The sequence below is a fragment of the Pseudomonas sp. TH06 genome, assembly GCF_016651305.1.
Taxonomy (GTDB): Bacteria; Pseudomonadota; Gammaproteobacteria; order Pseudomonadales; family Pseudomonadaceae; genus Aquipseudomonas.
In genome coordinates this window covers 96,314-118,946 of record NZ_JAEKEC010000003.1, presented here as the reverse complement: position 1 = coordinate 118,946, position 22,633 = coordinate 96,314, and the positions used below count along the sequence as shown (strand labels likewise).

The following is a 22,633-nucleotide window of genomic DNA, read 5'->3' as shown; positions in this document are numbered from 1 at the left end:
GCCCCAGTGTCCCCGCAATCCCATGGGGCGAGACTTCGGAACCCGGCATGCAAGCGCTGTTGAACGAGATCCTTGACGCTGTCCGGCCCCTGATCGGGCAGGGCAAAGTGGCTGACTACATTCCTGCCCTCGGCACAGTGCCGGCCAATCAGCTGGGCATTGCCGTGTATGGCAACGACGGCGAAATGTATTGCGCGGGCGACGCCGAAACGCCGTTCTCGGTGCAGAGTATTTCCAAGGTGTTCAGCCTGGTGCAGGCCATCGATCATTCCGGCGAGGCGATCTGGGAACGCCTCGGTCATGAGCCGTCCGGTCAGCCGTTCAACTCGCTGGTGCAACTGGAGTTCGAGCGCGGGCGCCCGCGTAATCCCTTTATCAATGCCGGCGCGCTGGTGATCTGCGACATCAACCAGTCGCGCTTTGCCGCGCCAACCCTGTCGATGCGTGACTTTGTCCGGCGCCTGTCGGGCAATCCGCAGATCATGATCGACGGCAAAGTCGCCGACTCCGAATACCAGCACCGCGCGCGCAATGCGGCGATGGCTTACCTGATGCAGTCCTTCGGCAACTTCCACAACGATGTCGAGTCGGTGCTGCGCAGTTATTTCAGCCACTGCGCGCTGCGCATGAACTGCATTGATCTGGCCCGGGCGTTCTGCTTCCTGGCCAATGACGGCTACTGCAAACACAGCGGCGAACAGATCCTCACGCGACGTCAGACCCAACAGGTCAACTCGATCATGGCCACCAGTGGTCTGTATGACGAGGCGGGCAACTTTGCTTATCGCGTCGGTCTGCCGGGCAAGAGTGGCGTGGGCGGCGGTATTGTTGCGGTGGTGCCGGGGCAGTTCACCGTGTGCGTATGGTCGCCGGAACTGAATGCCGCCGGTAATTCATTGGCAGGGATGGCGGCGCTGGAGATGCTCAGCTCGCGGATCGGCTGGTCGGTGTTCTGATCCGAAACCTAATCCCTGTAGGAGTGAGCCTGCTCGCGATAGCGTAGTGTCAGTCAACATCTGTGTATCTGATCCACCGTTATCGCGAGCAGGCTCACTCCTACAAGGGCTTTTGTGTTGCCTGGGAGGAGGGTGTTCCTATACATTTTCCGGCCGCTCTCTGCATGGTGAATACGCTTCATGTCTCTTGCGCTCGAACGTCTAGTCGCTGGCACGACGATCCCTTTCGCCGGTAACCGCGTCACCGTGGTCAGCCCCGAACTGGCCGCGCGCTTTCAGCCCGGTGACCACCTGTTGGTGGAGCAGGTGAGTGGCGAGTTGTTGCTGATTCCGGTAGCGGATCAACAAGCCGCGTCCGTGGCAATCGAGCGCGCCGCTGCGGCGTTTACCGTGTTGTCGGCGGTGTCCGACGAGGCGATCAGCCGGTTCTTCGATCTGTTTGCACAGCGACTGGAAACCAGTGATTGCTGGGCGCAGATCGCCGCCGCCAACCTCGCCGATATCGAACGGGCCAAGGCACGCGGGCGTTCCACCACGCGTCTGCTCGCCGATGAACGTATGCGCGGCGACATGATTGCCGGCCTGCGGGCCTGGCGCGATGCACCCGCGACACGCGGCAAAGTCATCAGCAGCGTCGAACACGACGGCTGGAAGGTCGAGCAAGTGGTGTCGCCGTTGGGCATCGTTGCGTTCGTCTTCGAAGGTCGCCCGAACGTGTTTGCCGATGCGGCCGGCGTCTTGCGCACCGGCAACACGGCGGTGCTGCGCATTGGCAGCGATGCGTTGGGCACCGCGCAAGCCATTGTCATCCATGCACTGAACCCGGCGCTGGCAGCGGCCGGTTTGCCGGCGGGTGCGGTGTCGTTGGTCGAGAGTGTCAATCACGCGGCCGGTTGGGCGATGTTTGCCGACCGACGCCTGTCGTTGGCGGTCGCCCGTGGGTCGGGGCGTGCGGTCAGTCAGTTGGGCAGTATTGCGCAGCAGGCTGGCACGGCGGTCAGCCTGCACGGCACCGGCGGGGCGTGGTTGATTGCTGACCGCGATGCCGACGCCAAACGCTTTGCGGCGGTGGTGCGCAATTCACTCGATCGCAAGGTCTGCAACACGCTGAACGTCTGCCTGATTCAGCGCGAACGCGCCGCAGAACTGCTGCCGCTGTTTCTCGATGCCCTCAAGCAGGCAGGCACCGCACGCGGGCAGGGCTGCAAATTGCACATCGTCGAAGGCAGTGAAAGTTATCTGCCGGGCGAGTGGCGGAACGCGACAGTCGAAGTCTACCGCGCCGAGGGTTACCAGACCGAAGCACTGGCCGAGCCGCTGGCGGAATCTGACCTTGGCCGTGAGTGGGAATGGGAAGAGACCCCGGAAGTCAGCCTGATGATCGTCGACGATCTGGATCAGGCGATTACGCTGTTCAACCGCTACAGCCCGCAATTCACCGTGTCGCTGATCAGCGAAGATGCGCAGGTGCAGACGCGGTTCTACAACGCAGTGAACGCGCCGTTCGTGGGCAATGGCATCACCCGTTGGGTCGATGGTCAGTACGCGCTGAACAAGCCGGAGCTGGGGCTTTCGAACTGGGAGAGCGGGCGCTTGTTTGCGCGCAGTGCGATTCTGTCTGGCGATGGTGTGTTCACTGTTCGTAGTCGCATGACCCAGATCGACCTGGCCGTGAAGCGCTAAGAAAACCTCATTCTGGTTGATCCACACCGGTCCTGTGGCGAGGGGATTTATCCCCGATGGGGCGCGCAGCGGCCCCAAGAGATTGGGCCTGCTGCGCAGTCCATCGGGGATAAATCCCCTCGCCACAAGTTCTTTTTCACCTCAGCGAATTTGTATCAGGCGGCTGCGTTGGTGTTTGCCTGAATGGCGCACGTCGCCGGTTGCTCGGCCAGCGGCACAAAGGTGCGGCGGTCCGAGGACAGCGCATCGATCGAGCCGGTCTCGATGTCGTACACCCAGCCATGCAGATTCAGCAGGCCTTTCTCCTGGGCCAGGCGCACGCTCGGGTGGGTCTGGATGTTTGCCATTTGCGCGATCACGTTTTCACGCACCATCGAACTCAATTTCGCCGCGTCATTGGCATGCGGCCGCGCTTCGTTGACCACTTTTGCCGATTCGGCATGTTGCAGCCAGCCGCTGACGGCCGGCAGGTGATCCATGCATTTGCATTGGGCAATCGCGGTCATTGCGCCACAGTCCGAATGGCCGCAGATCACGATGTCGGTCACACCGAGTACTGCCACGGCATATTCCACCGTCGCCGACACCCCGCCCGGATGCGGGCTATAGGACGGCACGATATTGCCGGCGTTGCGGATCACGAACAGCTCACCGGGTTCTTGCTGGGTCAGCAGTTCCGGCACGACACGACTGTCGGAGCAGGTAATGAACAAGGTGCCGGGATGCTGGGTGGTCGCCAGATGCTTGAACAGTTCGGTGCGTTGCGGGAACGCCTCGTTCTGGAATTTCAGGAAGCCATCAATCAGGTTTTTCATGGTGTTGTCCTCTTAGTTCGAGCAACCGCTGCCGAATTCGCTGAATTGCAGAATGTGTTTGCCGCCATGGCTGTCCAGGTAAGTCATTTCCACCGGCACCACGCCACAGACGTCGGCAACCGGGGTAATGCTCAGCACTTGCGCAACGTCCAGCTGCATGCCGTAGCGGTAGGCGATGGCCTCATCGGTGGCCTGGGCCTGGGCGGCGAAGCCAGCGAGCAGGGCCAGGGTCAACAGAATTTTTTGCATGGGGCAGCCTCCAGTCTTGGGTGGTGACGAAGTGCATTGGAAGTTTTGGCTGGCCCGCACACGAGGTGCGGGCCGGGGTGAATCAGAACGGACGCAGAGGCAGGAACTTGCCGTCGAGGGTGACCACGGCGCGGGAGCCGCCTTCCGGGTCTTCGACTTTCTTGATGTCCAGTTTGAAGTTGATCGCGCTGATGATGCCGTCGCCGAACTGCTCGTGAACCAGCGCCTTAAGGGTGGTGCCGTAGATCTGGATCATCTCGTGGAAACGGTAGATGGTCGGGTCGGTCGGCACACCGCTGAGGCTGCCACGCAGCGGGATGATTTGCAGCGCGGCGACATCGGCGGCGTCGAGTTCAAGCTTGTCGCCGACCACTTGAGCGGCGTTGGCCGGCAGTGGGTGTTGGCCAAGCAGGGCGGCGGTGACGAAGGCCAGGCTGAGGCCGGTGTCGTCGGCGAGAGCCTGCCACGACAGATCTTTGCGTGCCTTGGCATCAAGAATGCGGGTGGTCAGGGCCAGGCTGGTGTCGTTGTAGGCGTGGGACTGTTGCATGGTGTCACTCCTTTCAGGGGTTGGCTTGCTGTGTGGGATTGATTTTCTGCTGATTGATCCATAGCGTCCAAGACCCATATATAATGCTTCGCATAAGTCCTGCCTATAGATGGTGAACCCCATGCTGTTGCGACATCTGCGTTACCTGCTGGCCGTGGCCGATCACGGCGGCTTCACCCGTGCGGCCGAGGCGTTGCATGTGTCGCAGCCGACCCTGTCGCAACAGATTCGCCAATTGGAGGAAAGCCTGGGGGTGAACCTGTTTGATCGCACCTCGCGGACGGTCAAACCGACCGATGCCGGCGAGGCCTATATCGAATGTGCGCGGCGGGTGCTGGTGGAGCTGGAGGCGGGCAAACGGGCGTTGCATGACGTGAAAGATCTGTCCCGTGGCACCTTGCGTCTGGCAATGACGCCAACGTTCATGGCGTATCTGGTCGGGCCGCTGGTGCGCGACTATGTTTCGCGGTTTCCGGGTATTCACCTGGAGATCTTCGAGTTGTCGATGGACGACATCGAGGCGGGGTTGGCGGATGACTCGCTGGACATCGCGATTGCCTTCACACCCGTACGCAATCCGGATATCGAGTGCATTCCGGCGTTTGTCGAGACGTTGGGGGTGATGGTCGGACGCGAACATCCGCTGTACGACAGCACGTCAGTATTGATGCCGGAAGACCTGGCGCAGCTGGATTTCGCCTTGCTGGCCCCGGACTTCATCACGCGGTTATCGGTGGATGAGTATTTCCGTCAGCACGGCATTACGCCGCAGGTGCGCATTGAGGTGAACTCGGTCAGCACATTGCTGGAGGTGGTGCGTTGCTCGCCGATTGCGACGATGTTGCCGGAAGCGATTGCGACGCAGGATCGGGCGCTGCGCAGGCTGCGGGTCGACAGTGAAGCGCCGCAGCGCGGGGCGGCGTTGTTGCGACGCAGGAACAACTATCACAGTGCGGCGGCGGTGGCGTTTGTGGATTTGGTGCTGCAAACGAAAACTTCACCAACGACATAGTCCCCCTGTTGGAGCGGGTTGACTGCAAATCTTGTTCACACCACTGGACCCTGTAGGAGTGAGCCTGCTCGCGATCGCGTTGGTTCAGACACATCAGTATTGAATGACCTACCGCTATCGCGAGCAGGCCCACTCCTACAGGGGAGGTGGCGAATGCTGAATATAAAAAAAGGGCCTGCTCTTGCTACTTGTGAAGCAGCAGAGAGCAGGCCCTTTTTATTATTGAAGTTGTCAATCAGCAGAACCGATCAATCACCCGGACTTCGTTATTGTTCTGCATCGAGTCCCACGCCTGTTTCAGCGTCTGCAGCACATTACCGATGAAGTCTTTATCAGCCGCGGCTTTCTTGCCGACATAACCGTGGCCGCGACGGTACATCTTCAGGCGGGCCAGCAGGTTCTGATTGCTGCGGTCGAATTCTTCTTCACCCGCATGAGGCGCCAGGCAGTCGATATGCACCTGCCCCGACTTGCTGATCCACAGAATATGGCTGTCGTGGCTGTCTTTTTGCGCAGCGAACATACGAGCCAGTTCTTCGATAGTAGGTTGATTGTTCAGATTCATGATGTTGCCCCTTGACCAGTCTGGTGATCTTTCAAAGTTGATTCGCTAATACAGGTAGCCCATCGGTTAGTTGATCCCTGGCACCGAAACCAGGACGTCAGCGGTCGCCCGTGAGAAGTACGGGGTCATGCGTCTGTTGCATGTAGTCGTGTTGAATAACTGCTACGCAATAGCGTCACAACGAGGAGAAGCAGCGAAAACCGGGAGGCTCCTTGACGACATTTACAGTGTCGACCACAAGCGTCTTGAGAATTTTCGCCAGCGCTTCTCGTCCTTGTACTGGACGTTCAGGCCAGGTCAGCTTCTTCAATCTGCCTTGTGGGCAGCGTGTATCCGGAAAAAACAACTCGGCGGTCAGACGAGTTTGCTCAAGCGTGTAACCAAGTGTTCCCGATCGGGGAACGTCTTCATCATGCAAAAGCAAAACGACGCCGTCAACGGTTTTGTAGTGATTATTTTCAAGCACTACATATTGTCGGACAAAGCTGTTCTGGAATGAGAAAGGGTCCGTTCAGGCAACGGAAAAAGGCGTGTGCAGGGCGTAGAAGGTGCACGGATAACCGTCCACTTCGCGCTGCTGCGAGGTGAATTCGCCGCCACTTAATTCAGGGATAAGCCGTGCCCAGAAGCGCTGCGCAGGCCGGTTGGCGTCGATGTGGAAAATTTGCCACTGACCGGGGATTTTGCTCAAGAGGGCAGAGGCGACAAACTGCGCGACGCCTTGGCCACGAAAGCGTCGTGCGAGAAAGAAGTAGCCGATGTTGTGCTCGGCGCCGGGAATGTGGGTTTCGTTGTCTACGGTTACGAAACCGGCGAGTTCGTCGTCGACGCGAATCAGGAAGGGACTGGTTGCCGGATGGCGCCAGTAATCGTCTTTTGGCTGGATGCTGTAGAAGCCATGCCCGGCGAGTTTCAGCGGCAGCCATTGGCTGAAGTCGTACATGTAGAACTGCATCAGGTTTTCGAGGGTTTGCAGTTCATCGCGCTGAGCGGGGTGCAGTTCGACGGTGGGCATTTGGATTAACTCCCAGTGATGAACCCGCTACAACACCTGTGGCGAGGGGATTTAGCGAAACGTCGCACAGCCCCGAAGGGGCGCAAAGCGGCCCCGCCAGGTTGAGGAAAAGCTGGGGCCGCTTCGCAGCCCATCGGGGATAAATCCCCTCGCCACGAAATCTCCCTTGCCAAAGGATACTTTGTTACTTGGCGGTGCGTTTGTTTGTACCGGTGGTTTTGCTGCGAGTCGATTTGCGTTTCTTCTTCCATGGTGCAGCCGCTTTGCCGGCAGGCGGTGGGCCGCTGATGGTCAGGCTCAGGCCGGAGCAGCGGGTCACTTGTTTGCTCATCCACGCTGCTTGTTTGGTGACGAACTCCTCGAGGCTCATCTCGCCGCTCTGCACCATGTCCAGCGCCTGTTCCCAGATCGCCGTGGTGCCGGGGTCGGCGATTGCACGGGGCACGGCGTCGATCAGGCTGAAAGCCGCAGGTGTGGCGGCGAGAGCCTTGCCGTTTTTCACTAGATAGCCGCGATCCAGCAAACCCTGAATGATCGACGCACGGGTGGCTTCGGTGCCGATGCCAGTGGTGTCCTTGAGTTTCTGTTTGAGCAGTGGATCCTCGACCAGTTTGGCGACGTTCTTCATCGCCTTGATCAGATCGCCCTCGGTGTAAGGCTTGGGCGGTTGCGTCCACAAATCCTTGAGCTTCACCCCGGCGACGGCGCACTCGATGCCCTGGCTTAGCGTCGGCAAGGTTTGCGGTGCCGGCGCCTCACGGCCCTTGGCCGGGGCTAGAGCTTCGGGCAGAGCGCGTTTCCAGCCCGGTTCGATGATCTGCTTGCCGACTGCGCGCAGCGCTTCACCGGCGCAATCGAAATCAGCCTGGGTACGATCGTATTCGTGATTGGGCAGAAACTGCGCCAGATAACGCGCGCGGATCAGTGTGTAAACCGCACGGTGTTTGCCGCTCAGGCGTTCAAGGTTTTTCGCGGCGGCGGTGGGGATGATGCCGTGGTGCGCGCTGACCTTGGCGTCGTTCCATGCCCGGGAACGGCGCTGCGGATCAAGAAAACCGTTCAGCGCCTCAAGGCTCGGGTCGGCCTGACGCAGCGCTGCCAGAATCCCCGGTGCCTCGCTGTGCTGACTCAGAGGCAGAAAACCGCAATCGCTGCGCGGGTAGGTAACGACTTTGTAGGTTTCATAAAGCGCCTGGGCGATGTCGAGGGTTTCCTGCGCGCCGAGGCCGAGCTTCTTCGAGCAGACTTCCTGCAAGGTGCCGAGGTCGAAGGGCAGGGGTGCCACTTCGCGCATCCGCTCGGTGCGCAGTTTCACCACGCGTGCACTGGCGGCACTGTTGATGGCCGCTGCCGCTTGTTGCGCCAGCACCTGATTCAAGCAGCGTTCCTGATCGTCGCAAGCGTCCGACGGCGCCCGCCACTGCGCGGTAAACGGCGTCCCTTCGTGCAGCAACTCGACGTCGATCGCCCAAAATGGCACCGGTACGAAATCGGCGATGCTGCGATCACGATCCACTACCAGCCGCAATGTTGGTGTCTGTACCCGACCGACTGGCAACACGCCTTGATAACCCGACTGCCGGCCGAGCAAGGTGAACAGGCGACTCATGTTCATGCCGATCAGCCAGTCCGCCCGGGAGCGACCGAGTGCCGAGTGATACAGGCTGAAGGTCTCGGCGCCGGGTTTCAGCGCGGCCAGTGCCTTGCGGATCGACGCCTCGTCGAGCGCCGACAACCACAGCCGGCGGATCGGCCCGCGATAACGGCAATGTTCGACCAGTTCCCGGGCAATCATCTCGCCCTCACGGTCGGCGTCGGTGGCGATGATCAGTTCGCTCGCCTCGCCAAGCAGGCGTTTCACCGCTTTGTACTGGCTGGCGGTGCGCGGCTTGACGGTCATTTTCCACTTGTCCGGAATGATCGGCAGGTCCGCCAGCACCCAGCGCTTGTAGCGGGCGTCATAGGCATCCGGCGGCGCGGTTTCCAGCAGGTGGCCGATGCACCAGGTCACCGTGACGTCCGTTCCCAGCCAGCAGCCGTCGCCGCGCCGTTTGGCGCCGAGCACGGCCGCAATGTCTTTGGCCTGGGAAGGTTTTTCACAGAGGTACAGCCGCATAACCACCATCGTCGATCAATGTCCGCAGAGGTGCACAGAATGGCCGGAGTTGGCGCCACGGGCAACTTTTATCTGTATGGATATACAGATAAAAGACATTGCAGGAAGTGACGGGCAATGCCGGGACGCTGCACAGCACTATCGAGAAATTGATTAGCACGCTGTTTGCGCCTGTGTCAGGTTTTTCGGCGATTCACACACGCGAGTGACAGGACGATCTCGCCAGAAGATCGCCGTGGTCTGTCAACACTGACTACTCAGAAACAAGGAAGTCCACCATGGCTCAAGCCAAAGCGAAAACCAGCAGCGCCTACGATGAAATCAACACATTCAGCCACTTGTATGATCGTGGTGTCGGGCTGGTCAATGGCAAACCGTCGTTCACTGCCGATCAGGCCGCTGACGAAATCCTGCGCAAGAACCTGTCGTGGGGCGACAAGAACGCTGACGGCAAAATCGACCTCAGCTACACCTTCCTGACCGAGAAACCTTCGAACTACAACGCGAAGCTCGGCAACTTCAGCGAGTTCAGCGCCCTGCAGAAGGCGCAAGCCGTGCTGGCCATGCAATCCTGGGCCGACGTCGCCAAAGTCACTTTCACTGAAGGCAAGGGCGGCGACGGTCACATGACCTTCGGCAACTATGACGTCAGCACCGGCGGCGCTGCGTTTGCCTATCTGCCGAGTGGCAGCAGCTACGACGGCCAGTCGTGGTATCTGATCAACAACCAGTATCAAGTCAACAAAACCCCTGACACCAACAACTACGGGCGCCAGACCCTGACCCACGAAATCGGCCACACCCTCGGCCTGTCACACCCGGGCGCCTACAACGCCGGCAATGGCAACCCGACCTACGCGGACGCCAAGTACGCCGAAGACACCCGCGGCTACAGCCTGATGAGCTACTGGAGCGAAGCCAACACCGACCAGAACTTCAGCAAGGATGGCAGTGGCGCCTACGCGTCGGCGCCGTTGCTGGACGACATCGTTGCGGTGCAGAAACTCTACGGCGCCAACTATGAGACCCGCGCCGATAACACCACCTACGGTTTCGGTTCCAATGCCGGGCGCGATTTCTACAGCGCCACGTCGGCGTCGTCGAAACTGGTGTTCTCGGTGTGGGACGGGGGCGGTGATGACACCCTGAATTTCTCGGGTTTCACCCAGAACCAGAAGATCAACCTCAATGAAGGTTCGTTCTCCGATGTCGGTGGCCTGGTGGGCAACGTTTCCATTGCTTACGGTGTGACCGTGGAGAATGCGGTGGGCGGTTCGGGCAATGACCTGCTGATCGGCAATTCGGCGATCAACCATCTGTTCGGCGGTGCCGGCAACGACATCCTCTACGGCGGTGGCGGCGCGGATGTGTTGTGGGGCGGCGAGGGTGCGGACACCTTCGTGTTCGGCGCGGCCAGCGACTCGACCGACAACCAGACGGACTGGATCATGGATTTCAAAAGCGGCCTGGACAAGATCGACCTGTCGGGCATTGCCGAGTTTGCTTCGGGTGCGGCTACGCTGAACTTCGTCAGTAATTTCACCGGCCATGCTGGCGATGCGATCCTGACGTACTACGCGCAGTACGGTCAGACCGGGCTGCTGGTCGACCTGACGGGGCAGGGGCAGGTTGATTTTGCCGTGGGTGTGGTGGGGCAGGCGGTGGCGACTGATATTGTTGCGTGATTTGCTGACTCTGTAGATTCAGGGCATGCATGCCTCCTGTGGCGAGGGAGCTTGCTCCCGCTCGGCGGCGAAGCCGTCGCAAAATCGAAATTCGCGTTAACCTGACACACCGCGATTGCTGATTTTGGGGCCGCTTCGCAGCCCAGCGGGAGCAAGCTCCCTCGCCACAGTTCGTTCATGTCCTTGGAGAAACCCATGAAAAGCTCCGGCCCCAGCCCCGTCATCTCCCTCGAAGAACTCTCAGGTTGCCTGCTGGTGAAATTCCACGGTATTCAGGTTGCCGCATCTTCCCACGTGCTGGTCCTCAACGAGGCCAACTATCCGCCGGTGTACTACATTCCCCGCGAAGACATCGACGAAAAATATTTCGCCCGCACCGACCACACCAGCTATTGCCCGTACAAGGGCGATGCCAACTACTTCAGTCTGCAGGTGCCGGGGCATGAGGTCGCGAATTCGGTGTGGACTTACGAGAATCCGAAGGTCTCGGTCAAAGACATCCAGAACTACGTGGCGTTTTATCCGGATCAGGTGAAGTTCGAGGTGATCAAGGCTGACGCCCAAGACACAAATCTGTGATCGTGTGAATCCCCTGTGGCGAGGGAGCTTGCTCCCGCTGGGTTGCGCAGCGACCCCAGACCCAGGAAATGTGCTGTATCAGGCACACCGCGTTAGCAAGGTTTGCGACTGCTGCGCAGTCGAGCGGGAGCAAGCTCCCTCGCCACAGAGAAGCTGACTTGACCTGGAATCAGTTCTTGTCGAGATCGATATTCTTCGTCTCGCGCAAACAGATCATTCCCACCACCAGGCTCACCCCGGTGATCAACACCGGATACCACAGCCCATAGAAAATGTCCCCGGTGTACACCACCAACGCAAACGACACGGTCGGCAGGAAACCGCCAAACCAGCCATTGCCAATGTGGTAGGGCAGTGACATCGAGGTGTAGCGGATGCGGGTCGGGAACAGCTCGACCATCAGCGCTGCCAGCGGGCCGTAGCACATGGCGGAGATAATGATCAGCGCGACAATCAGCGCGACGATCATCGGTTTGTTGATCTGCTGCAAATCAGCCTGTTGCGGGTAGCCGGCGAGGGTGATCGCGCCGCGCAATGCCGCTTCGTCGAAGCCGTCGAGTTTCACGTCGCCCACGCTGACTTGCACAGCGCTGCCGGCCGGCGCGGCGGCGCTGGAGTAGGGCAGGCCTTGCTTGACCAGGAAGGTTTTGACCTTGTCGCACGGGCTGTCGAATTTGGCTTTGCCCACCGGGTCAAACTGGAACGTGCAGGTCGCCGGATCCGCCAGCACGGTGATCGGTGCCTGACGGCTGGCCTGATCGATTGCCGGGTTGGCGTAGTGCGCCAGGGATTTGAAGATCGGGAAGTACAGCGCCGTCGCCAGCAACAGGCCGAGCATCAGCACCGGTTTGCGTCCGACTTTGTCCGACAGCCAGCCGAAAATGATAAAGAACGGCGCACCGATCACCACGCTGATGATCAGCAAGGTGTTGGCCACGGCCGGGTCCATTTTCAGAAACTGGGTGAGGAAGAACAACACGTAAAACTGCGCGGCGTAGAACGTCACCGCTTGACCGGCGTTGATGCTGAACAGAGCGATCAGCACGACTTTGAGGTTTTCCCATTTGCCGAAGGATTCACGGATTGGCGCTTTCGAGGTTTTGCCTTCTTCCTTCATTTTCAGGTATGCCGGCGACTCATGCAGGCTCAGACGAATCCAGGTGGAAATGCCCAGCAGCACAATCGACAGCAGGAACGGAATCCGCCAGCCCCACACTTCAAATTGGTCGCCAGTAAAGTAGCGGCAACCGAGCACCACCAGCAGCGACAGCAGCAGGCCGAGGGTTGCGGTGGACTGAATCCAGCTGGTGTGGAAACCGCGTTTGCCGATCGGCGCGTGTTCCGCCACATAAGTCGCGGCGCCGCCGTATTCGCCGCCGAGCGCCAGGCCCTGAAGCATGCGCAGCACCACCAGAATGATCGGCGCAGCGATGCCGATGCTGGCGTAGGTCGGCAACAGACCGACGCAGAACGTCGCCACACCCATCAAAATGATCGTCGCGAGAAAGGTGTATTTACGCCCGATCATGTCCCCCAACCGACCGAACACCAGCGCCCCGAATGGCCGCACGATAAAACCTGCGGCGAACGCCATCAGCGCAAAGATGAACGCCGTGGTGTCGTTGACCCCGGCAAAAAACTGTTTGCTGATCACCGCCGCGAGGGCGCCGTAGAGGAAAAAGTCATACCACTCGAACACCGTCCCCAATGACGAAGCGAAGATGACTTTCTGCGTGGCATTGCTGGTGCTGGCGCCGCTCGTGGCGTCCAGCGGCTGAGCGTGTTCTGACATATCGGTATCCCTCACAGTGATTGTTTTTGTTGTTCCACTGGTGTTGCGTGTCCGGGTGATGCGCGATGCCTTGAATTAACCCGGTCCCTGCAGGAGTGAGCCTGCTCGCGATAGCGGTGTATCAACCAACAGAGATGTTGAATGTTATTCCGTCATCGCGAGCAGGCTCACTCCTACAGTTCTGTGTCGAGCCCCAATCAATGTAGGAGCTGCGGAACGCTGCGATCCTTTGACCTTGCTTTTGATAGTTGAAAAACACAGTCAAAAGATCGCAGCGTGCCGCAGCTCCTACAGGGTTTCGGTGAGTTCGGGTTTTTGCGTTTGGTTCCTTGTTGGCGGGTTGAGGATCAGTTGTGCCGCTTTTTCGGCAATCATCAGCGTAGGCGAACAGGTGTTGCCCGAGGTGATGCGCGGCATGATCGAGGCGTCGGCGATGCGCAGACCGGGAACGCCGTGCACACGCAACTGCGCATCGACCACCGCGTCGCCATCGTTGCCCATGCGGCAGGTGCCGACCGGGTGGAAAATCGTCGTGCCGATTCTGGCGGCGGCTTCGTGCAATTGCGCTTCACTTTGCAGGCTGTCACCGGGCAGGTACTCCACCGGTTTGAACGCTTGCAGGGCAGGGGCGCTGACGATGCGTCGGGTCAGACGGATCGCATCGGCGGCCACGCGCAGGTCTTCGGGATGGCTTAAATAGTTGGGCTGAATCAGCGGCGCTGCTTGCGGATCCGCCGAGCTGATCTCGATGCGACCGCGGCTCTGCGGACGCAGATCGCACACCGAGGCGGTGAACGCCGGGAAGCTGTGCAACGGTTCGCCGAAGCGCTCCAGCGACAACGGCTGTACGTGGTATTCAAGATTGGCTGAAGTCTGCTCCGGCCCGGATCGGGCAAACGCGCCGAGCTGACTCGGCGCCATCGACAACGGCCCGCTGCGGTCGTACAGATAACGCAGGCCCATGCCCATCTTGCCCCACACGCTGCCGGCGATCTGGTTGAGGGTGCGGGCGTTTTCCAGTTTGTAGATCAGCCGCAGTTGCAGGTGATCCTGCAGATTGCCACCCACCCCTGGCAACTCATGAATCACACCGATGCCGAGGCGTTCCAGCAGCGGACGCGGGCCAATCCCCGAGCGCTGCAAAATGCTCGGCGAACCGACAGAACCGGCGCACAACACAATCTCCTGGCGCGCCTTGAAGCTTGTCACCTGACCTTCGTGGCGAGCGCTGACCTTCGATGCGCGACCACCCTCCAGCAGCACGCGATCCACTTCAACCCCGGTCAGCACCGTCAGATTCGGCCGATTACGAATCGGCTTCAAAAACGCCTTCGCCGCGTTCCAGCGCACGCCGGCCTTCTGGTTGACCTGAAAGTAGCCGCAACCTTCGTTGTCGCCCTGATTGAAGTCATCGATGCTAGCGATGCCGCTCTGTTCGGCGGCGCTGCGGAACGCATCCAGAATCGGCCACGACAGCCGCTGCTGCTCGACCCGCCATTCACCCTTGGCGCCGTGAAATTCGGCGGCGCCGGCAAAGTGGTTTTCGCTTTGTTTGAACAAGGGCAGAACATCGTTCCAGGCCCAGCCCGGATTGCCTTCGGCTGCCCAGCCGTCGTAGTCGCCAGCCTGGCCGCGCATGTAGATCATGCCGTTGATCGAAGAACAGCCGCCGAGCACTTTGCCGCGTGGATAGCTCAGGGCGCGACCTTGCAGGCCGGGTTGCGCCTCAGTCTTGAAGCACCAGTCGGTGCGCGGGTTGCCGATGCAGAACAGGTAACCGACGGGGATATGAATCCAGGCATAGTTGTCGCGTCCGCCGGCTTCGAGCAGCAACACGCGCTGCTGCGGATCCGCCGACAGCCGATTGGCCAGCAAGCACCCGGCAGGGCCGGCGCCGACCACGATGTAGTCGTATTCATCGAGGGAAGTCTGCATTCCCTGACCTCGCTTTTTGTTTTTATTGTCGGACACTCTAGTTGTTAGCTTTCGTCAAAAGAATGTTAGTTTTTGCGCAGCCGCTGTGCGTTTTTAAACAGCCTTGATTGACCATAGCTGACAAGGACACCCCATGTTCGACTGGAACGACCTGCGGTTCTTTCTCGAGTTGCAACGCAGCGGCCGCCTGCTCACCGCCGCCCGGCGTTTGAACACCACGCACGCCACCGTCGCCCGGCATATCGAGGCCATCGAAAAAAGCCTCGGCACCGCGCTGTTCGTCCAGCACGCCCAAGGCTACGAAATGACCCCGGCGGGGGAGGCGCTGCTCAAACACGCCGAAGCCATGGAAAACGTCGCGTTGCTGGCCCAGGAAGAGATCACCCAATCCACCGCGCCACTGGGCAAGATTCGCGTTGGCGTGACTGAAGGCCTCGGCATCAAGTTTCTCGCCAGCCGCATGATCGGTTTGTTCGAACGCTATCCGGGTCTGGAAGTGGAGTTGGTCGCCGTGCCGCGCTTCGTCAGCATCCTCAACCGCGAGGCAGAGATCAGCATTCATCTGGAACGTCCGTCGGCGGACATGCTGGTCACCCGCAAACTCACCGACTACCGTCTCGCGCTCTACGCCAGCCAGCGTTATCTCGACAAAGCACCGCCGCTGAAAAGCCGCGAAGACCTCGGACGACATGCGTGGATCGGTTACGTCGATGATCTGCTGTTCAGTCAGGAATTGATGTTCCTCAACAGTTTCTGCCGCAGCCCACGCGTTGTGTTTCATAGCACCAGCGTTATCGCCCAGCAGGAAGCGGCGCGCTCGGGATTGGGCATCGCGGTTTTGCCGTGCTACATGGCCGCTTCCGACCCGGATCTGGTCGCATTGCTGCCGGATGAAAGCATCGAGCGCAGCTACTGGATCAGCACCCGGCGTGAACTGCACAAATCGGTGCGGCTGCGGGTGGTCTGGGATTATGTCGTCGGCCTGTGCGAAGCGGAGCAGGGGTTATTACGCGGATAGTGCACCCACATCAAAACCTGTAGGAGTGAGCCTGCTCGCGATAGCGGTATATCTGTGAAACTGAAGTCGTCTGATACACCGCTATCGCGAGCAGGCTCACTCCTACAAGGGAGTTCGGTGTGTTTGAGTGGGAGGGGTGTCAAATCTGCGGTTGATTAATATATGGATATCCGTATATTCGGTTCTCCATATGTACTGGTCGCCCCACATGATCACGCCCCCGGAAGTCTTCAAAAGCCTGGCCGACGAAACCCGCGTCCGCGCCACCCTGCTGATCGCCGATCAAGGCGAACTCTGTGTCTGTGAGCTGATGTGCGCCCTCGACGACAGCCAACCGAAAATCAGCCGCCACCTCGCGCAACTGCGCAGCAATGGCTTGTTGCTCGATCGTCGTCAGGGCCAGTGGGTTTATTACCGCCTCAATCCCGATTTGCCGGACTGGGTTCACCAGATCCTGCAAGTGACGTCGCAGGCCAACGCCGACTGGCTCAAAGACAACGCTTCACGCCTGCAGAACATGGACGGTCGTCCCGTGCGTGAAGCTGCCTGCTGCTGAACCCAACTGACAGGTGCCATCCATGCGAGTGCTGTTCATGTGCACGGCCAATAGCTGCCGCAGCATTCTTTCTGAAGCCATGTTCAATCATTGGGCGCCAGCGGGATTCACGGCGGTGAGTGCCGGCAGTTTTCCCAAAGGCCAGGTATTGCCGCGCAGCCTCTCGACGCTTGAGCGGGCGAGTATTTCCACCGATGGCTTGCACAGCAAAGGTAACGACGCCTTCGAAGACAACCCACCCGACATCGTTATTACCGTCTGCGACAAAGCCGCCGGCGAAACCTGTCCGGTGTACTTCGGCCCGGCGCTGAAATCCCATTGGGGGCTGGAAGATCCATCCGAAGTCAGCGGTGACGAAGCGCAAATAGATGCAGCGTTCCGCGCAACGCTGGCGCGCATCGAACAACGCTGCAAAGCCTTCCTCGAACTGCCCTTCAACCGTCTCAGCCGCGACCAGCTCAAGCATGAGCTTGATCGCATCGGCACGCTCTAAGGAGGACTACTGATGTCTGAGCATCTGCCCAACCTTGATCCAAGCCTGATCGAAGCTTTCAAAACCTCGGCCTCGGGCGAACACAAACCGCGCATCCTGTTGCTCTATGGCTCGACCCGCGCTCGCTCCTTCAGTCGTTTACTGGTGGAGGAGGCCGCACGTCTGCTGGAGCACTTCGGCGCCGAGACGCGCATCTTCAACCCGTCCGGTTTACCGCTGCCGGATGATGCGCCGGTCGATCATCCCAAGGTGCAGGAACTGCGCGATCTGGTGCTGTGGTCGGAAGGTCAGGTCTGGTGTTCGCCGGAGCGTCACGGTGCGATGTCGGCGGTGTTCAAGGCGCAGATCGACTGGATTCCGCTGGAGCTCGGCGCGGTTCGCCCGACCCAGGGCAAAACCCTGGCAGTGATGCAGGTCTGCGGCGGCTCGCAGTCCTTCAACGTGGTCAATCAGCTGCGCGTGCTGGGCCGCTGGATGCGCATGTTCACCATCCCCAACCAATCCTCGGTGCCCAAGGCCTACATGGAATTCGACGAAGCGGGGCGGATGAAGCCGTCGCCGTTCTACGACCGCGTGGTCGATGTGATGGAAGAACTGGTGAAGTTCACCGTGCTGCTGCGCGACCGTCAGGACTTTCTGGTCGACCGTTATTCCGAGCGCAAGGAAAGCGCCGAGCAACTGATGGCGCGGGTTAATCAGCGGTCGATATGAAAAAAGCCGTCGGCCTCATCTGACGAACGTTGCACAAACCTTCTAGCCTCGATTCGCCAATTGTGGATTACTGGCCCCAGCCCATCACCGTATTCAAGCCATGAGCAACTGGATCAACCTCACTCACGACCGGGAAACCGGCATCGAAACCCTGCACGCGCATTTCGCCGGGCACGCGCACGCGTACGATCCGCACTGGCACGAAACCTACCTGATCGGTTTCACCGAGCAAGGCGTGCAGCGCTTCAACAGCCGCAGGGCGCGGCATGACAGCACGCCGGGCAAGGTCTTCATGCTTGAACCCGGTGATATCCACGACGGTGATGCGCCGAGCCCCGACGGCTTCACCTATCGCATGCTGTACTTGCAGCCTTCCTGGCTGGAGCAGGCGCTGGACGGCTTGCACCTGGGCCGTTTCGGCAGTGGTTTGCCGGGGATCGGCAGTGTGATCAACGATGACCCCGAGTTGGCCCGCGCCACGTTGTTCGCCTTCAACGCGCTGCATCAGCAAGACGTGCGCATGGTGCGGGACGTCGCGCTGGACTCGTTTCTGGAGCGCCTCGCCAGTCATTTGTACCGACGCCCGCAGCCGACCGCCGCTAGCCGCGCACCCTTGATCGCCCGACAGGCCCGCGACTATCTGATGGCCTATCACGAACAGGACATCAGTCTGCAAACCCTGGCAGAGGTCTGCGGCACCGACCGTTTCCGCCTGACCCGTGCGTTCAAGGCTGCCTATGGTTTGGCGCCGCACGCCTGGCTGATTCAACTGCGCCTCAGCCGTGGCCGGCAGATGCTCGCTGCGGGTGTGCAGCCAATAGAAGTCGCCAGCCGCCTCGGTTTCGCTGATCAAAGCCATCTGGGCCGCTGGTTTGTGCGCGCCTATGGCATCACCCCGGGCGCCTATCAACAGCGCGCCGTTGGCACCATTCGACGCTGAACAAACGTTCAAGACTCACGCGCGCTCCAGCCGCCACAGTAGGCCCTGACTTCCTAAAGGGCCGCGCCATGCTTGCATTCATCCTTTTCGCCTTCGTCGCCTCCATCACCCCGGGCCCGACCAACCTGATCGTCCTCAGCACCAGCGCCCGACGCGGCTGGCGGCCATGCCTGCCGATCATTCTGGGCGCGGGCGTTGGCGCCGCTTCGCTCGTCTGGGTCGCGGGCGCGGGGGCCAGCACGCTGATGCTGCCCGGCGTGCGCCCGATCATCAGCGGCCTCGGACTGTGCTGGATGCTGTGGCTGGCCTGGCAGATCTTCACGGCCCCGGTCACCGACATCGATGCCGCCGCCGAGGAAGAAAAAGCCGAGATGGGCCTGATCGGCGCGGCACTGCTGCAATGGGTCAATCCCAAGTCCTGGTTCATGGCCATTGCCGTGATCAGCGTCTTCACCGCGCAAGGGCAGGGCTTGAATGCGCTGTGCCTGGTGTTCTTTCTGGTATCGCTGCCATGCCTCGCGATCTGGGCATTGCTCGGCCGGGGCGCGGCGCGATGGCTCAGTAATTCTGCGCAGTTGCGCTGGCTGAACCGGATCCTCGCCGTGCTATTGGTGGTCTCATCCGCGACAGCGATCCTGCACAGCTGATCTTCGAACGCACGCAACCCCCTGTAGGCCTTCGCCTGCTCGCGATAGCAGTGGATCAGTCAATAATGATATCGACTGAACAGACGCCATCGCGAGCAGGCGAAGGCCTACAGTTTTCCGGCAAGACTGACCTGCAGAGAATGGCAGAACTCATTTCGAAGTGAGCGAGCAGCTCGGGCCACTTGCCGGATTTACCTCTCGCGTCCACTCTATGACTTGCCGACAAGGAGCGTCCGCCGACCCTCCGTCGAGACCCCAGGGAGCTTGCAGCATGAGCGAAGACAACAAGGTAAAAGGTCCGGCGTCGTACTTCCCGTCCATCGAAAAGAAGTACGGCCAGCCCATCGACCACTGGCTGAATCTGCTCGCCAGCATCACCGACAAGAAACACATGGAACTGGTGGCGTGGCTCAAGGCAGAACACGGCATGGGCCACGGCCATGCCAATGCACTGGTCGCGCATCATTTTGCAGTCAGCAAAAAGTGAGGGCAGGGCAGCGATGAACTTCACCCACCGGCCCGTAATGGCCGAAGACGTCAAAACCATTTGCAGTTTTCCGCAGGGCGAACAAGAGCTGTTCTTCATGTTCCCGAAAGCGCATTTCCCGCTGACGGAAGAGCAACTGCACACGGCGATCAGCCAACGTTTCGACTCGACCATTTTCGAGGCGGATGGATCAGTCGTTGGCTTCGCCAATTTCTACCGCGCCGAACACAACGGCATCTGCTGCATTGGCAATGTCATCGTCGCGCCGAATGCCCGAGGCAAAGGCGTGGCCCGATACATCATCGAAACCATGACCGCACTGGGCTTTGAAAAGTATCAGGCCAACGAAGTGCAACTCTCCTGCTTCAACGAAAACACCGCCGGATTATTGCTCTACCCAAAACTCGGCTTCGTCCCGTTCGCCATCGAAGAACGCCCGGCACCGGGTGGCGGTCGCTCAGCGCTGATTCACATGAAACAACAAAAACCCTGAGCAACCCGCGAAACCTGTGAGAGCCAGGCTTGCCCGCGATGACGTCCGCCCAGCCCGGCACTTGTAGGAGTGAGCCTGCTCGCGATGGCGCCCGCCGAGCCAACCTGTGTTTCCGAGAATCTACCACCAAGGTTTTTGATCATGTCAGCCACCACGTCACGCTTGATATACCGGCAACCGCAACTCGCCGACCTGCCCGCCGTGTTTGCAATCTTCGGCGACCCGCAAACCAACCTGTTCAACCCTGCCGGGCCAATGACTGACCTCGCCCAGGCTGAAGCGTTGCTTGAACGCTGGCTTAAACACTGGGCGACCCACGGCTACGGCTGGTGGACCATCACCAGTGCCCAGTCCCCTGACCACATCCTCGGATTCGCCGGCATCGCGACGCATGACTATCTGGGAAAACCGGTGATCAACCTCGGATATCGCTTCGCCGTCGAAGCCTGGGGCCACGGCTATGCAACCGAGGCGGGGCAAGCCGCGTTGACCCACGCCTTCGACCACCTCGGATTACCCGAAGTGTTCGGCCTGGTCAGGCCTGATCACGCGGCGTCGATAAAGGTGCTGGAGAAAATCGGCCTGCGCCGCTTCGGACTGCTGGACGACGTGCCGGGCAAAGCCCCTAGCCTGGTGTTCCGAATCCAACGAAATACAACCCAATGATGCTGCCGGAATAAAAAACAGTGGGCCCGAGCGCAATGCCTCCCACTCACTGATAATTCAAATCCAGCTACAAATCCCTGTGGGAGCGGGCTTACCCGCGAAGGCGTCCGCCCAATCCCCCATCACTTCCAGAACGAACCAACCGGGAGCGTTCAGCGATCAGTCTTCGTATTCATTGCATCCAGTTGGCACTCATCGTCGGTGCCTTCCAGGTTCTCCTTCGCAGTACCAGATGAGGTCGCCCGAGGTGAGCTGCGGCCACTGCGTAATTCAGAGGAAGACCTGCAGCCGTAGCGTTTGCAATCGAAAGCGGCCATGGCCAGGCTGACGATCATTTGTTTTCAGGTAAAGAACTCAACCTCTCCACCCACAAGCTTATAGATAGCGCCTACAATTTTTATTTTCCCATCCTGCTCAAGCTTGTTCAGGGTCGGGCTGTGTTGACGGATATCGGCCATCGTCATTTTGATGCTGGTGCGGGCAACGGAATCGACAAAGTCATAGTTGTCAGCCGTACGCTCACCTGCGTATACCGTTTCAGCAATTGCCGGTTTGATTTTGCTCAGCAATCCAGTCAGGTTTCCCAGTTCGGCATTGGCAATTGCACCCTTCACCGCACCACAGGAGGTATGCCCCATCACCACTACTACCTTGGCCCCTGCTAAAGCACAGGCAAATTCCATACTGCCGAGAATGTCTTCGTTTTCCACATTGCCAGCCACGCGGCAGTTAAACGTTTCACCAATACCGGCATCCAGCAGGATTTCCGCCGGGGCGCGCGAATCAATACAGCTTAAAATTACCGCTGACGGATACTGCCCGTTTTGACTGGCACGCTTCTGCGCCAAATAGTCATGCTTTTGCGTTTTGCCTTCACGGAAACGCAGATTGCCGGATCTCAGGCTTTCAATGACCTCATCCGGCGTCATTTTATCTCGCTCTTCTTTGCTAAGCGCTGCTGCAAAAGAGACTGAAGGCATGGTTAATCCGGCCGCTCCAGTAATCGTTAATGCTGAAAGGGCAGCTCCGCGCTTGAGCAGCATGCGGCGGGATGGGTGCTGCGGGTCAGATTGATTCATTGTTCAATTCCTGGATTGTGGCATTGAGACAAATTAACCCAGGACGCAGATTGCCGTTAGCAGCATTTCCGAAAACACGAAAATGTCGATCGAAGAGGTTACCTGGGAAGAAGGTTCTGAGCGGAGGTGGTAGGACTTATGTTGATATACAGGACCACTCCGAAAGGCTGAAGCCGGGATCAAAAGCAACAGCATTCAGCCACCTCATCGTGGTGGGTGCGAATGCCATCTGGGGCGAGCGGCGTTCAGCAATTGCCGAAGTCGAACCGATGTTGCGCTCTCCGCAGAGCACAACCAACCTGACCTACCTCGGCAAATTCAACTGAGTTTCGAGTTTTGCATCGCAGAGCCGCGACTCCTGCCTGAGCTTGTAAACCACGCGCCAAAAACCGAGCGAAATAAACAGCAGAGAATCAGGTTGTTTAAACGAAACATCAGAACACCACCTGCGCCCTACAACTTCTTGCGCCATCGCCTACGACTACGCCAGAATCCGCCGGCTTGTGCGTCTAGGTCGCGGGTTCTATCGTTTGTCGGTCACTGAAAAACAGTGATCGGGTTTGGTAGCCCGCCATAACTAGTCGCATCGCG

24 protein-coding genes are annotated in these 22,633 nt (G+C 59.5%); 14 read left to right on the top strand and 10 right to left on the bottom strand.

Going from position 1 to position 22,633, the window contains the following annotated elements; translation table 11 throughout:
- The first annotated feature begins 47 nt into the window (after nucleotides 1–47).
- A complete protein-coding gene (glsB, locus tag JFT86_RS25360) occupies nucleotides 48–956 on the top strand; it encodes a glutaminase B (RefSeq protein ID WP_201238917.1) in 909 nt (302 codons plus the stop codon).
- A 180-nt stretch (nucleotides 957–1,136) separates the two neighbouring features.
- Nucleotides 1,137–2,639 (top strand): aldehyde dehydrogenase family protein, encoded by a 1,503-nt coding sequence (locus JFT86_RS25355; RefSeq protein ID WP_201238916.1) that lies wholly within the window; start codon nucleotides 1,137–1,139, stop codon nucleotides 2,637–2,639.
- Between the two features lie 155 nt (nucleotides 2,640–2,794).
- Here the strand turns inward: JFT86_RS25355 and JFT86_RS25350 are convergent, their stop codons facing one another.
- From JFT86_RS25350 to cynS, 3 genes are all read right to left on the bottom strand, one after another.
- Entirely contained in the window at nucleotides 2,795–3,454 is a 660-nt protein-coding gene (locus tag JFT86_RS25350; RefSeq protein ID WP_201238915.1) for a carbonic anhydrase, read from the bottom strand.
- A 12-nt stretch (nucleotides 3,455–3,466) separates the two neighbouring features.
- Nucleotides 3,467–3,703, bottom strand: a complete 237-nt coding sequence (locus tag JFT86_RS25345; RefSeq protein WP_201233772.1) for a DUF2790 domain-containing protein — start codon at nucleotides 3,701–3,703, stop codon at nucleotides 3,467–3,469.
- 82 nt (nucleotides 3,704–3,785) lie between these two features.
- On the bottom strand, nucleotides 3,786–4,253 hold the full coding sequence (gene cynS, locus JFT86_RS25340) for a cyanase (protein ID WP_201238914.1): 468 nt from the start codon (nucleotides 4,251–4,253) through the stop codon (nucleotides 3,786–3,788).
- A 121-nt stretch (nucleotides 4,254–4,374) separates the two neighbouring features.
- Here cynS and cynR point away from each other — a divergent pair, with 121 nt between their 5' ends.
- Nucleotides 4,375–5,265, top strand: coding sequence for a transcriptional regulator CynR (cynR, locus tag JFT86_RS25335; RefSeq protein ID WP_201238913.1), 891 nt, complete (start codon nucleotides 4,375–4,377; stop codon nucleotides 5,263–5,265).
- Nucleotides 5,266–5,500: 235 nt separating this feature from the next.
- Here the strand turns inward: cynR and JFT86_RS25330 are convergent, their stop codons facing one another.
- The 4 genes from JFT86_RS25330 to JFT86_RS25315 form a co-directional block, all read right to left on the bottom strand.
- Nucleotides 5,501–5,830, bottom strand: a complete 330-nt coding sequence (locus JFT86_RS25330; RefSeq protein ID WP_201238912.1) for a hypothetical protein — start codon at nucleotides 5,828–5,830, stop codon at nucleotides 5,501–5,503.
- A 175-nt stretch (nucleotides 5,831–6,005) separates the two neighbouring features.
- Nucleotides 6,006–6,296 (bottom strand): hypothetical protein, encoded by a 291-nt coding sequence (locus JFT86_RS25325; RefSeq protein WP_201238911.1) that lies wholly within the window; start codon nucleotides 6,294–6,296, stop codon nucleotides 6,006–6,008.
- Between the two features lie 45 nt (nucleotides 6,297–6,341).
- Nucleotides 6,342–6,845 (bottom strand): GNAT family N-acetyltransferase, encoded by a 504-nt coding sequence (locus JFT86_RS25320; RefSeq protein WP_201238910.1) that lies wholly within the window; start codon nucleotides 6,843–6,845, stop codon nucleotides 6,342–6,344.
- Nucleotides 6,846–7,029: 184 nt separating this feature from the next.
- Nucleotides 7,030–8,961: a DNA topoisomerase III gene (locus JFT86_RS25315; RefSeq protein ID WP_201238909.1), complete on the bottom strand. Its 1,932-nt coding sequence runs from the start codon at nucleotides 8,959–8,961 to the stop codon at nucleotides 7,030–7,032.
- Between the two features lie 278 nt (nucleotides 8,962–9,239).
- Between JFT86_RS25315 and JFT86_RS25310 the strand changes: the two genes are divergently transcribed.
- Nucleotides 9,240–10,646, top strand: a complete 1,407-nt coding sequence (locus JFT86_RS25310) for a serralysin family metalloprotease (protein ID WP_201238908.1) — start codon at nucleotides 9,240–9,242, stop codon at nucleotides 10,644–10,646.
- A gap of 195 nt (nucleotides 10,647–10,841) precedes the next feature.
- On the top strand, nucleotides 10,842–11,225 hold the full coding sequence (locus JFT86_RS25305) for a DUF427 domain-containing protein (RefSeq protein ID WP_201238907.1): 384 nt from the start codon (nucleotides 10,842–10,844) through the stop codon (nucleotides 11,223–11,225).
- Between the two features lie 169 nt (nucleotides 11,226–11,394).
- Here the strand turns inward: JFT86_RS25305 and JFT86_RS25300 are convergent, their stop codons facing one another.
- Together JFT86_RS25300 and JFT86_RS25295 are read right to left on the bottom strand one after the other, a co-directional pair.
- Nucleotides 11,395–13,017: an MFS transporter gene (locus JFT86_RS25300; RefSeq protein WP_201238906.1), complete on the bottom strand. Its 1,623-nt coding sequence runs from the start codon at nucleotides 13,015–13,017 to the stop codon at nucleotides 11,395–11,397.
- 288 nt (nucleotides 13,018–13,305) lie between these two features.
- Nucleotides 13,306–14,952 carry a GMC family oxidoreductase N-terminal domain-containing protein gene (locus JFT86_RS25295; protein WP_201238905.1) on the bottom strand — a complete coding sequence of 549 codons (1,647 nt, stop codon included), beginning with the start codon at nucleotides 14,950–14,952 and terminating at the stop codon, nucleotides 13,306–13,308.
- Nucleotides 14,953–15,085: 133 nt separating this feature from the next.
- Here JFT86_RS25295 and JFT86_RS25290 point away from each other — a divergent pair, with 133 nt between their 5' ends.
- The 9 genes from JFT86_RS25290 to JFT86_RS25250 all read left to right on the top strand — a co-directional run bounded on the left by JFT86_RS25290 (nucleotide 15,086) and on the right by JFT86_RS25250 (nucleotide 20,963).
- On the top strand, nucleotides 15,086–15,970 hold the full coding sequence (locus tag JFT86_RS25290) for a LysR family transcriptional regulator (protein ID WP_201238904.1): 885 nt from the start codon (nucleotides 15,086–15,088) through the stop codon (nucleotides 15,968–15,970).
- A 208-nt stretch (nucleotides 15,971–16,178) separates the two neighbouring features.
- On the top strand, nucleotides 16,179–16,526 hold the full coding sequence (locus JFT86_RS25285) for a metalloregulator ArsR/SmtB family transcription factor (protein ID WP_201238903.1): 348 nt from the start codon (nucleotides 16,179–16,181) through the stop codon (nucleotides 16,524–16,526).
- A gap of 22 nt (nucleotides 16,527–16,548) precedes the next feature.
- On the top strand, nucleotides 16,549–17,019 hold the full coding sequence (locus JFT86_RS25280) for an arsenate reductase ArsC (protein ID WP_201238902.1): 471 nt from the start codon (nucleotides 16,549–16,551) through the stop codon (nucleotides 17,017–17,019).
- A gap of 12 nt (nucleotides 17,020–17,031) precedes the next feature.
- Nucleotides 17,032–17,730 (top strand): arsenical resistance protein ArsH, encoded by a 699-nt coding sequence (arsH, locus tag JFT86_RS25275; RefSeq protein ID WP_201238901.1) that lies wholly within the window; start codon nucleotides 17,032–17,034, stop codon nucleotides 17,728–17,730.
- 100 nt (nucleotides 17,731–17,830) lie between these two features.
- Nucleotides 17,831–18,670, top strand: a complete 840-nt coding sequence (locus tag JFT86_RS25270; protein ID WP_201233763.1) for an AraC family transcriptional regulator — start codon at nucleotides 17,831–17,833, stop codon at nucleotides 18,668–18,670.
- A 68-nt stretch (nucleotides 18,671–18,738) separates the two neighbouring features.
- Entirely contained in the window at nucleotides 18,739–19,317 is a 579-nt protein-coding gene (locus JFT86_RS25265; protein ID WP_201233762.1) for a LysE family translocator, read from the top strand.
- Between the two features lie 271 nt (nucleotides 19,318–19,588).
- The gene (locus tag JFT86_RS25260; RefSeq protein WP_201238900.1) at nucleotides 19,589–19,804 is read left to right on the top strand and encodes a DUF4287 domain-containing protein; all 216 of its coding nucleotides are present in this window, start codon (nucleotides 19,589–19,591) and stop codon (nucleotides 19,802–19,804) included.
- A 13-nt stretch (nucleotides 19,805–19,817) separates the two neighbouring features.
- Entirely contained in the window at nucleotides 19,818–20,297 is a 480-nt protein-coding gene (locus JFT86_RS25255; protein ID WP_201238899.1) for a GNAT family protein, read from the top strand.
- Between the two features lie 141 nt (nucleotides 20,298–20,438).
- Nucleotides 20,439–20,963 carry a GNAT family N-acetyltransferase gene (locus JFT86_RS25250; RefSeq protein WP_201233760.1) on the top strand — a complete coding sequence of 175 codons (525 nt, stop codon included), beginning with the start codon at nucleotides 20,439–20,441 and terminating at the stop codon, nucleotides 20,961–20,963.
- A 341-nt stretch (nucleotides 20,964–21,304) separates the two neighbouring features.
- On the opposite strand, the gene JFT86_RS25245 is transcribed toward JFT86_RS25250, so the two are convergent.
- Nucleotides 21,305–22,042: a carbonic anhydrase gene (locus JFT86_RS25245; protein ID WP_201233759.1), complete on the bottom strand. Its 738-nt coding sequence runs from the start codon at nucleotides 22,040–22,042 to the stop codon at nucleotides 21,305–21,307.
- Nucleotides 22,043–22,633 lie beyond the last annotated feature (591 nt).

Excerpts from the sequence above, each read along its gene's own strand:
- glsB (WP_201238917.1), top strand. The coding sequence starts at position 48 with ATGCAAGCGCTGTTGAACGAGATCCTTGACGCTGTCCGGCCCCTGATC.
- JFT86_RS25355 (WP_201238916.1), top strand. The coding sequence starts at position 1,137 with ATGTCTCTTGCGCTCGAACGTCTAGTCGCTGGCACGACGATCCCTTTC.
- JFT86_RS25350 (WP_201238915.1), bottom strand. The coding sequence starts at position 3,454 with ATGAAAAACCTGATTGATGGCTTCCTGAAATTCCAGAACGAGGCGTTC.
- JFT86_RS25345 (WP_201233772.1), bottom strand. The coding sequence starts at position 3,703 with ATGCAAAAAATTCTGTTGACCCTGGCCCTGCTCGCTGGCTTCGCCGCC.
- cynS (WP_201238914.1), bottom strand. The coding sequence starts at position 4,253 with ATGCAACAGTCCCACGCCTACAACGACACCAGCCTGGCCCTGACCACC.
- cynR (WP_201238913.1), top strand. The coding sequence starts at position 4,375 with ATGCTGTTGCGACATCTGCGTTACCTGCTGGCCGTGGCCGATCACGGC.
- JFT86_RS25330 (WP_201238912.1), bottom strand. The coding sequence starts at position 5,830 with ATGAATCTGAACAATCAACCTACTATCGAAGAACTGGCTCGTATGTTC.
- JFT86_RS25320 (WP_201238910.1), bottom strand. The coding sequence starts at position 6,845 with ATGCCCACCGTCGAACTGCACCCCGCTCAGCGCGATGAACTGCAAACC.
- JFT86_RS25315 (WP_201238909.1), bottom strand. The coding sequence starts at position 8,961 with ATGCGGCTGTACCTCTGTGAAAAACCTTCCCAGGCCAAAGACATTGCG.
- JFT86_RS25310 (WP_201238908.1), top strand. The coding sequence starts at position 9,240 with ATGGCTCAAGCCAAAGCGAAAACCAGCAGCGCCTACGATGAAATCAAC.
- JFT86_RS25305 (WP_201238907.1), top strand. The coding sequence starts at position 10,842 with ATGAAAAGCTCCGGCCCCAGCCCCGTCATCTCCCTCGAAGAACTCTCA.
- JFT86_RS25300 (WP_201238906.1), bottom strand. The coding sequence starts at position 13,017 with ATGTCAGAACACGCTCAGCCGCTGGACGCCACGAGCGGCGCCAGCACC.
- JFT86_RS25295 (WP_201238905.1), bottom strand. The coding sequence starts at position 14,952 with ATGCAGACTTCCCTCGATGAATACGACTACATCGTGGTCGGCGCCGGC.
- JFT86_RS25290 (WP_201238904.1), top strand. The coding sequence starts at position 15,086 with ATGTTCGACTGGAACGACCTGCGGTTCTTTCTCGAGTTGCAACGCAGC.
- JFT86_RS25285 (WP_201238903.1), top strand. The coding sequence starts at position 16,179 with ATGATCACGCCCCCGGAAGTCTTCAAAAGCCTGGCCGACGAAACCCGC.
- JFT86_RS25280 (WP_201238902.1), top strand. The coding sequence starts at position 16,549 with ATGCGAGTGCTGTTCATGTGCACGGCCAATAGCTGCCGCAGCATTCTT.
- arsH (WP_201238901.1), top strand. The coding sequence starts at position 17,032 with ATGTCTGAGCATCTGCCCAACCTTGATCCAAGCCTGATCGAAGCTTTC.
- JFT86_RS25270 (WP_201233763.1), top strand. The coding sequence starts at position 17,831 with ATGAGCAACTGGATCAACCTCACTCACGACCGGGAAACCGGCATCGAA.
- JFT86_RS25265 (WP_201233762.1), top strand. The coding sequence starts at position 18,739 with ATGCTTGCATTCATCCTTTTCGCCTTCGTCGCCTCCATCACCCCGGGC.
- JFT86_RS25260 (WP_201238900.1), top strand. The coding sequence starts at position 19,589 with ATGAGCGAAGACAACAAGGTAAAAGGTCCGGCGTCGTACTTCCCGTCC.
- JFT86_RS25255 (WP_201238899.1), top strand. The coding sequence starts at position 19,818 with ATGAACTTCACCCACCGGCCCGTAATGGCCGAAGACGTCAAAACCATT.
- JFT86_RS25250 (WP_201233760.1), top strand. The coding sequence starts at position 20,439 with ATGTCAGCCACCACGTCACGCTTGATATACCGGCAACCGCAACTCGCC.
- JFT86_RS25245 (WP_201233759.1), bottom strand. The coding sequence starts at position 22,042 with ATGAATCAATCTGACCCGCAGCACCCATCCCGCCGCATGCTGCTCAAG.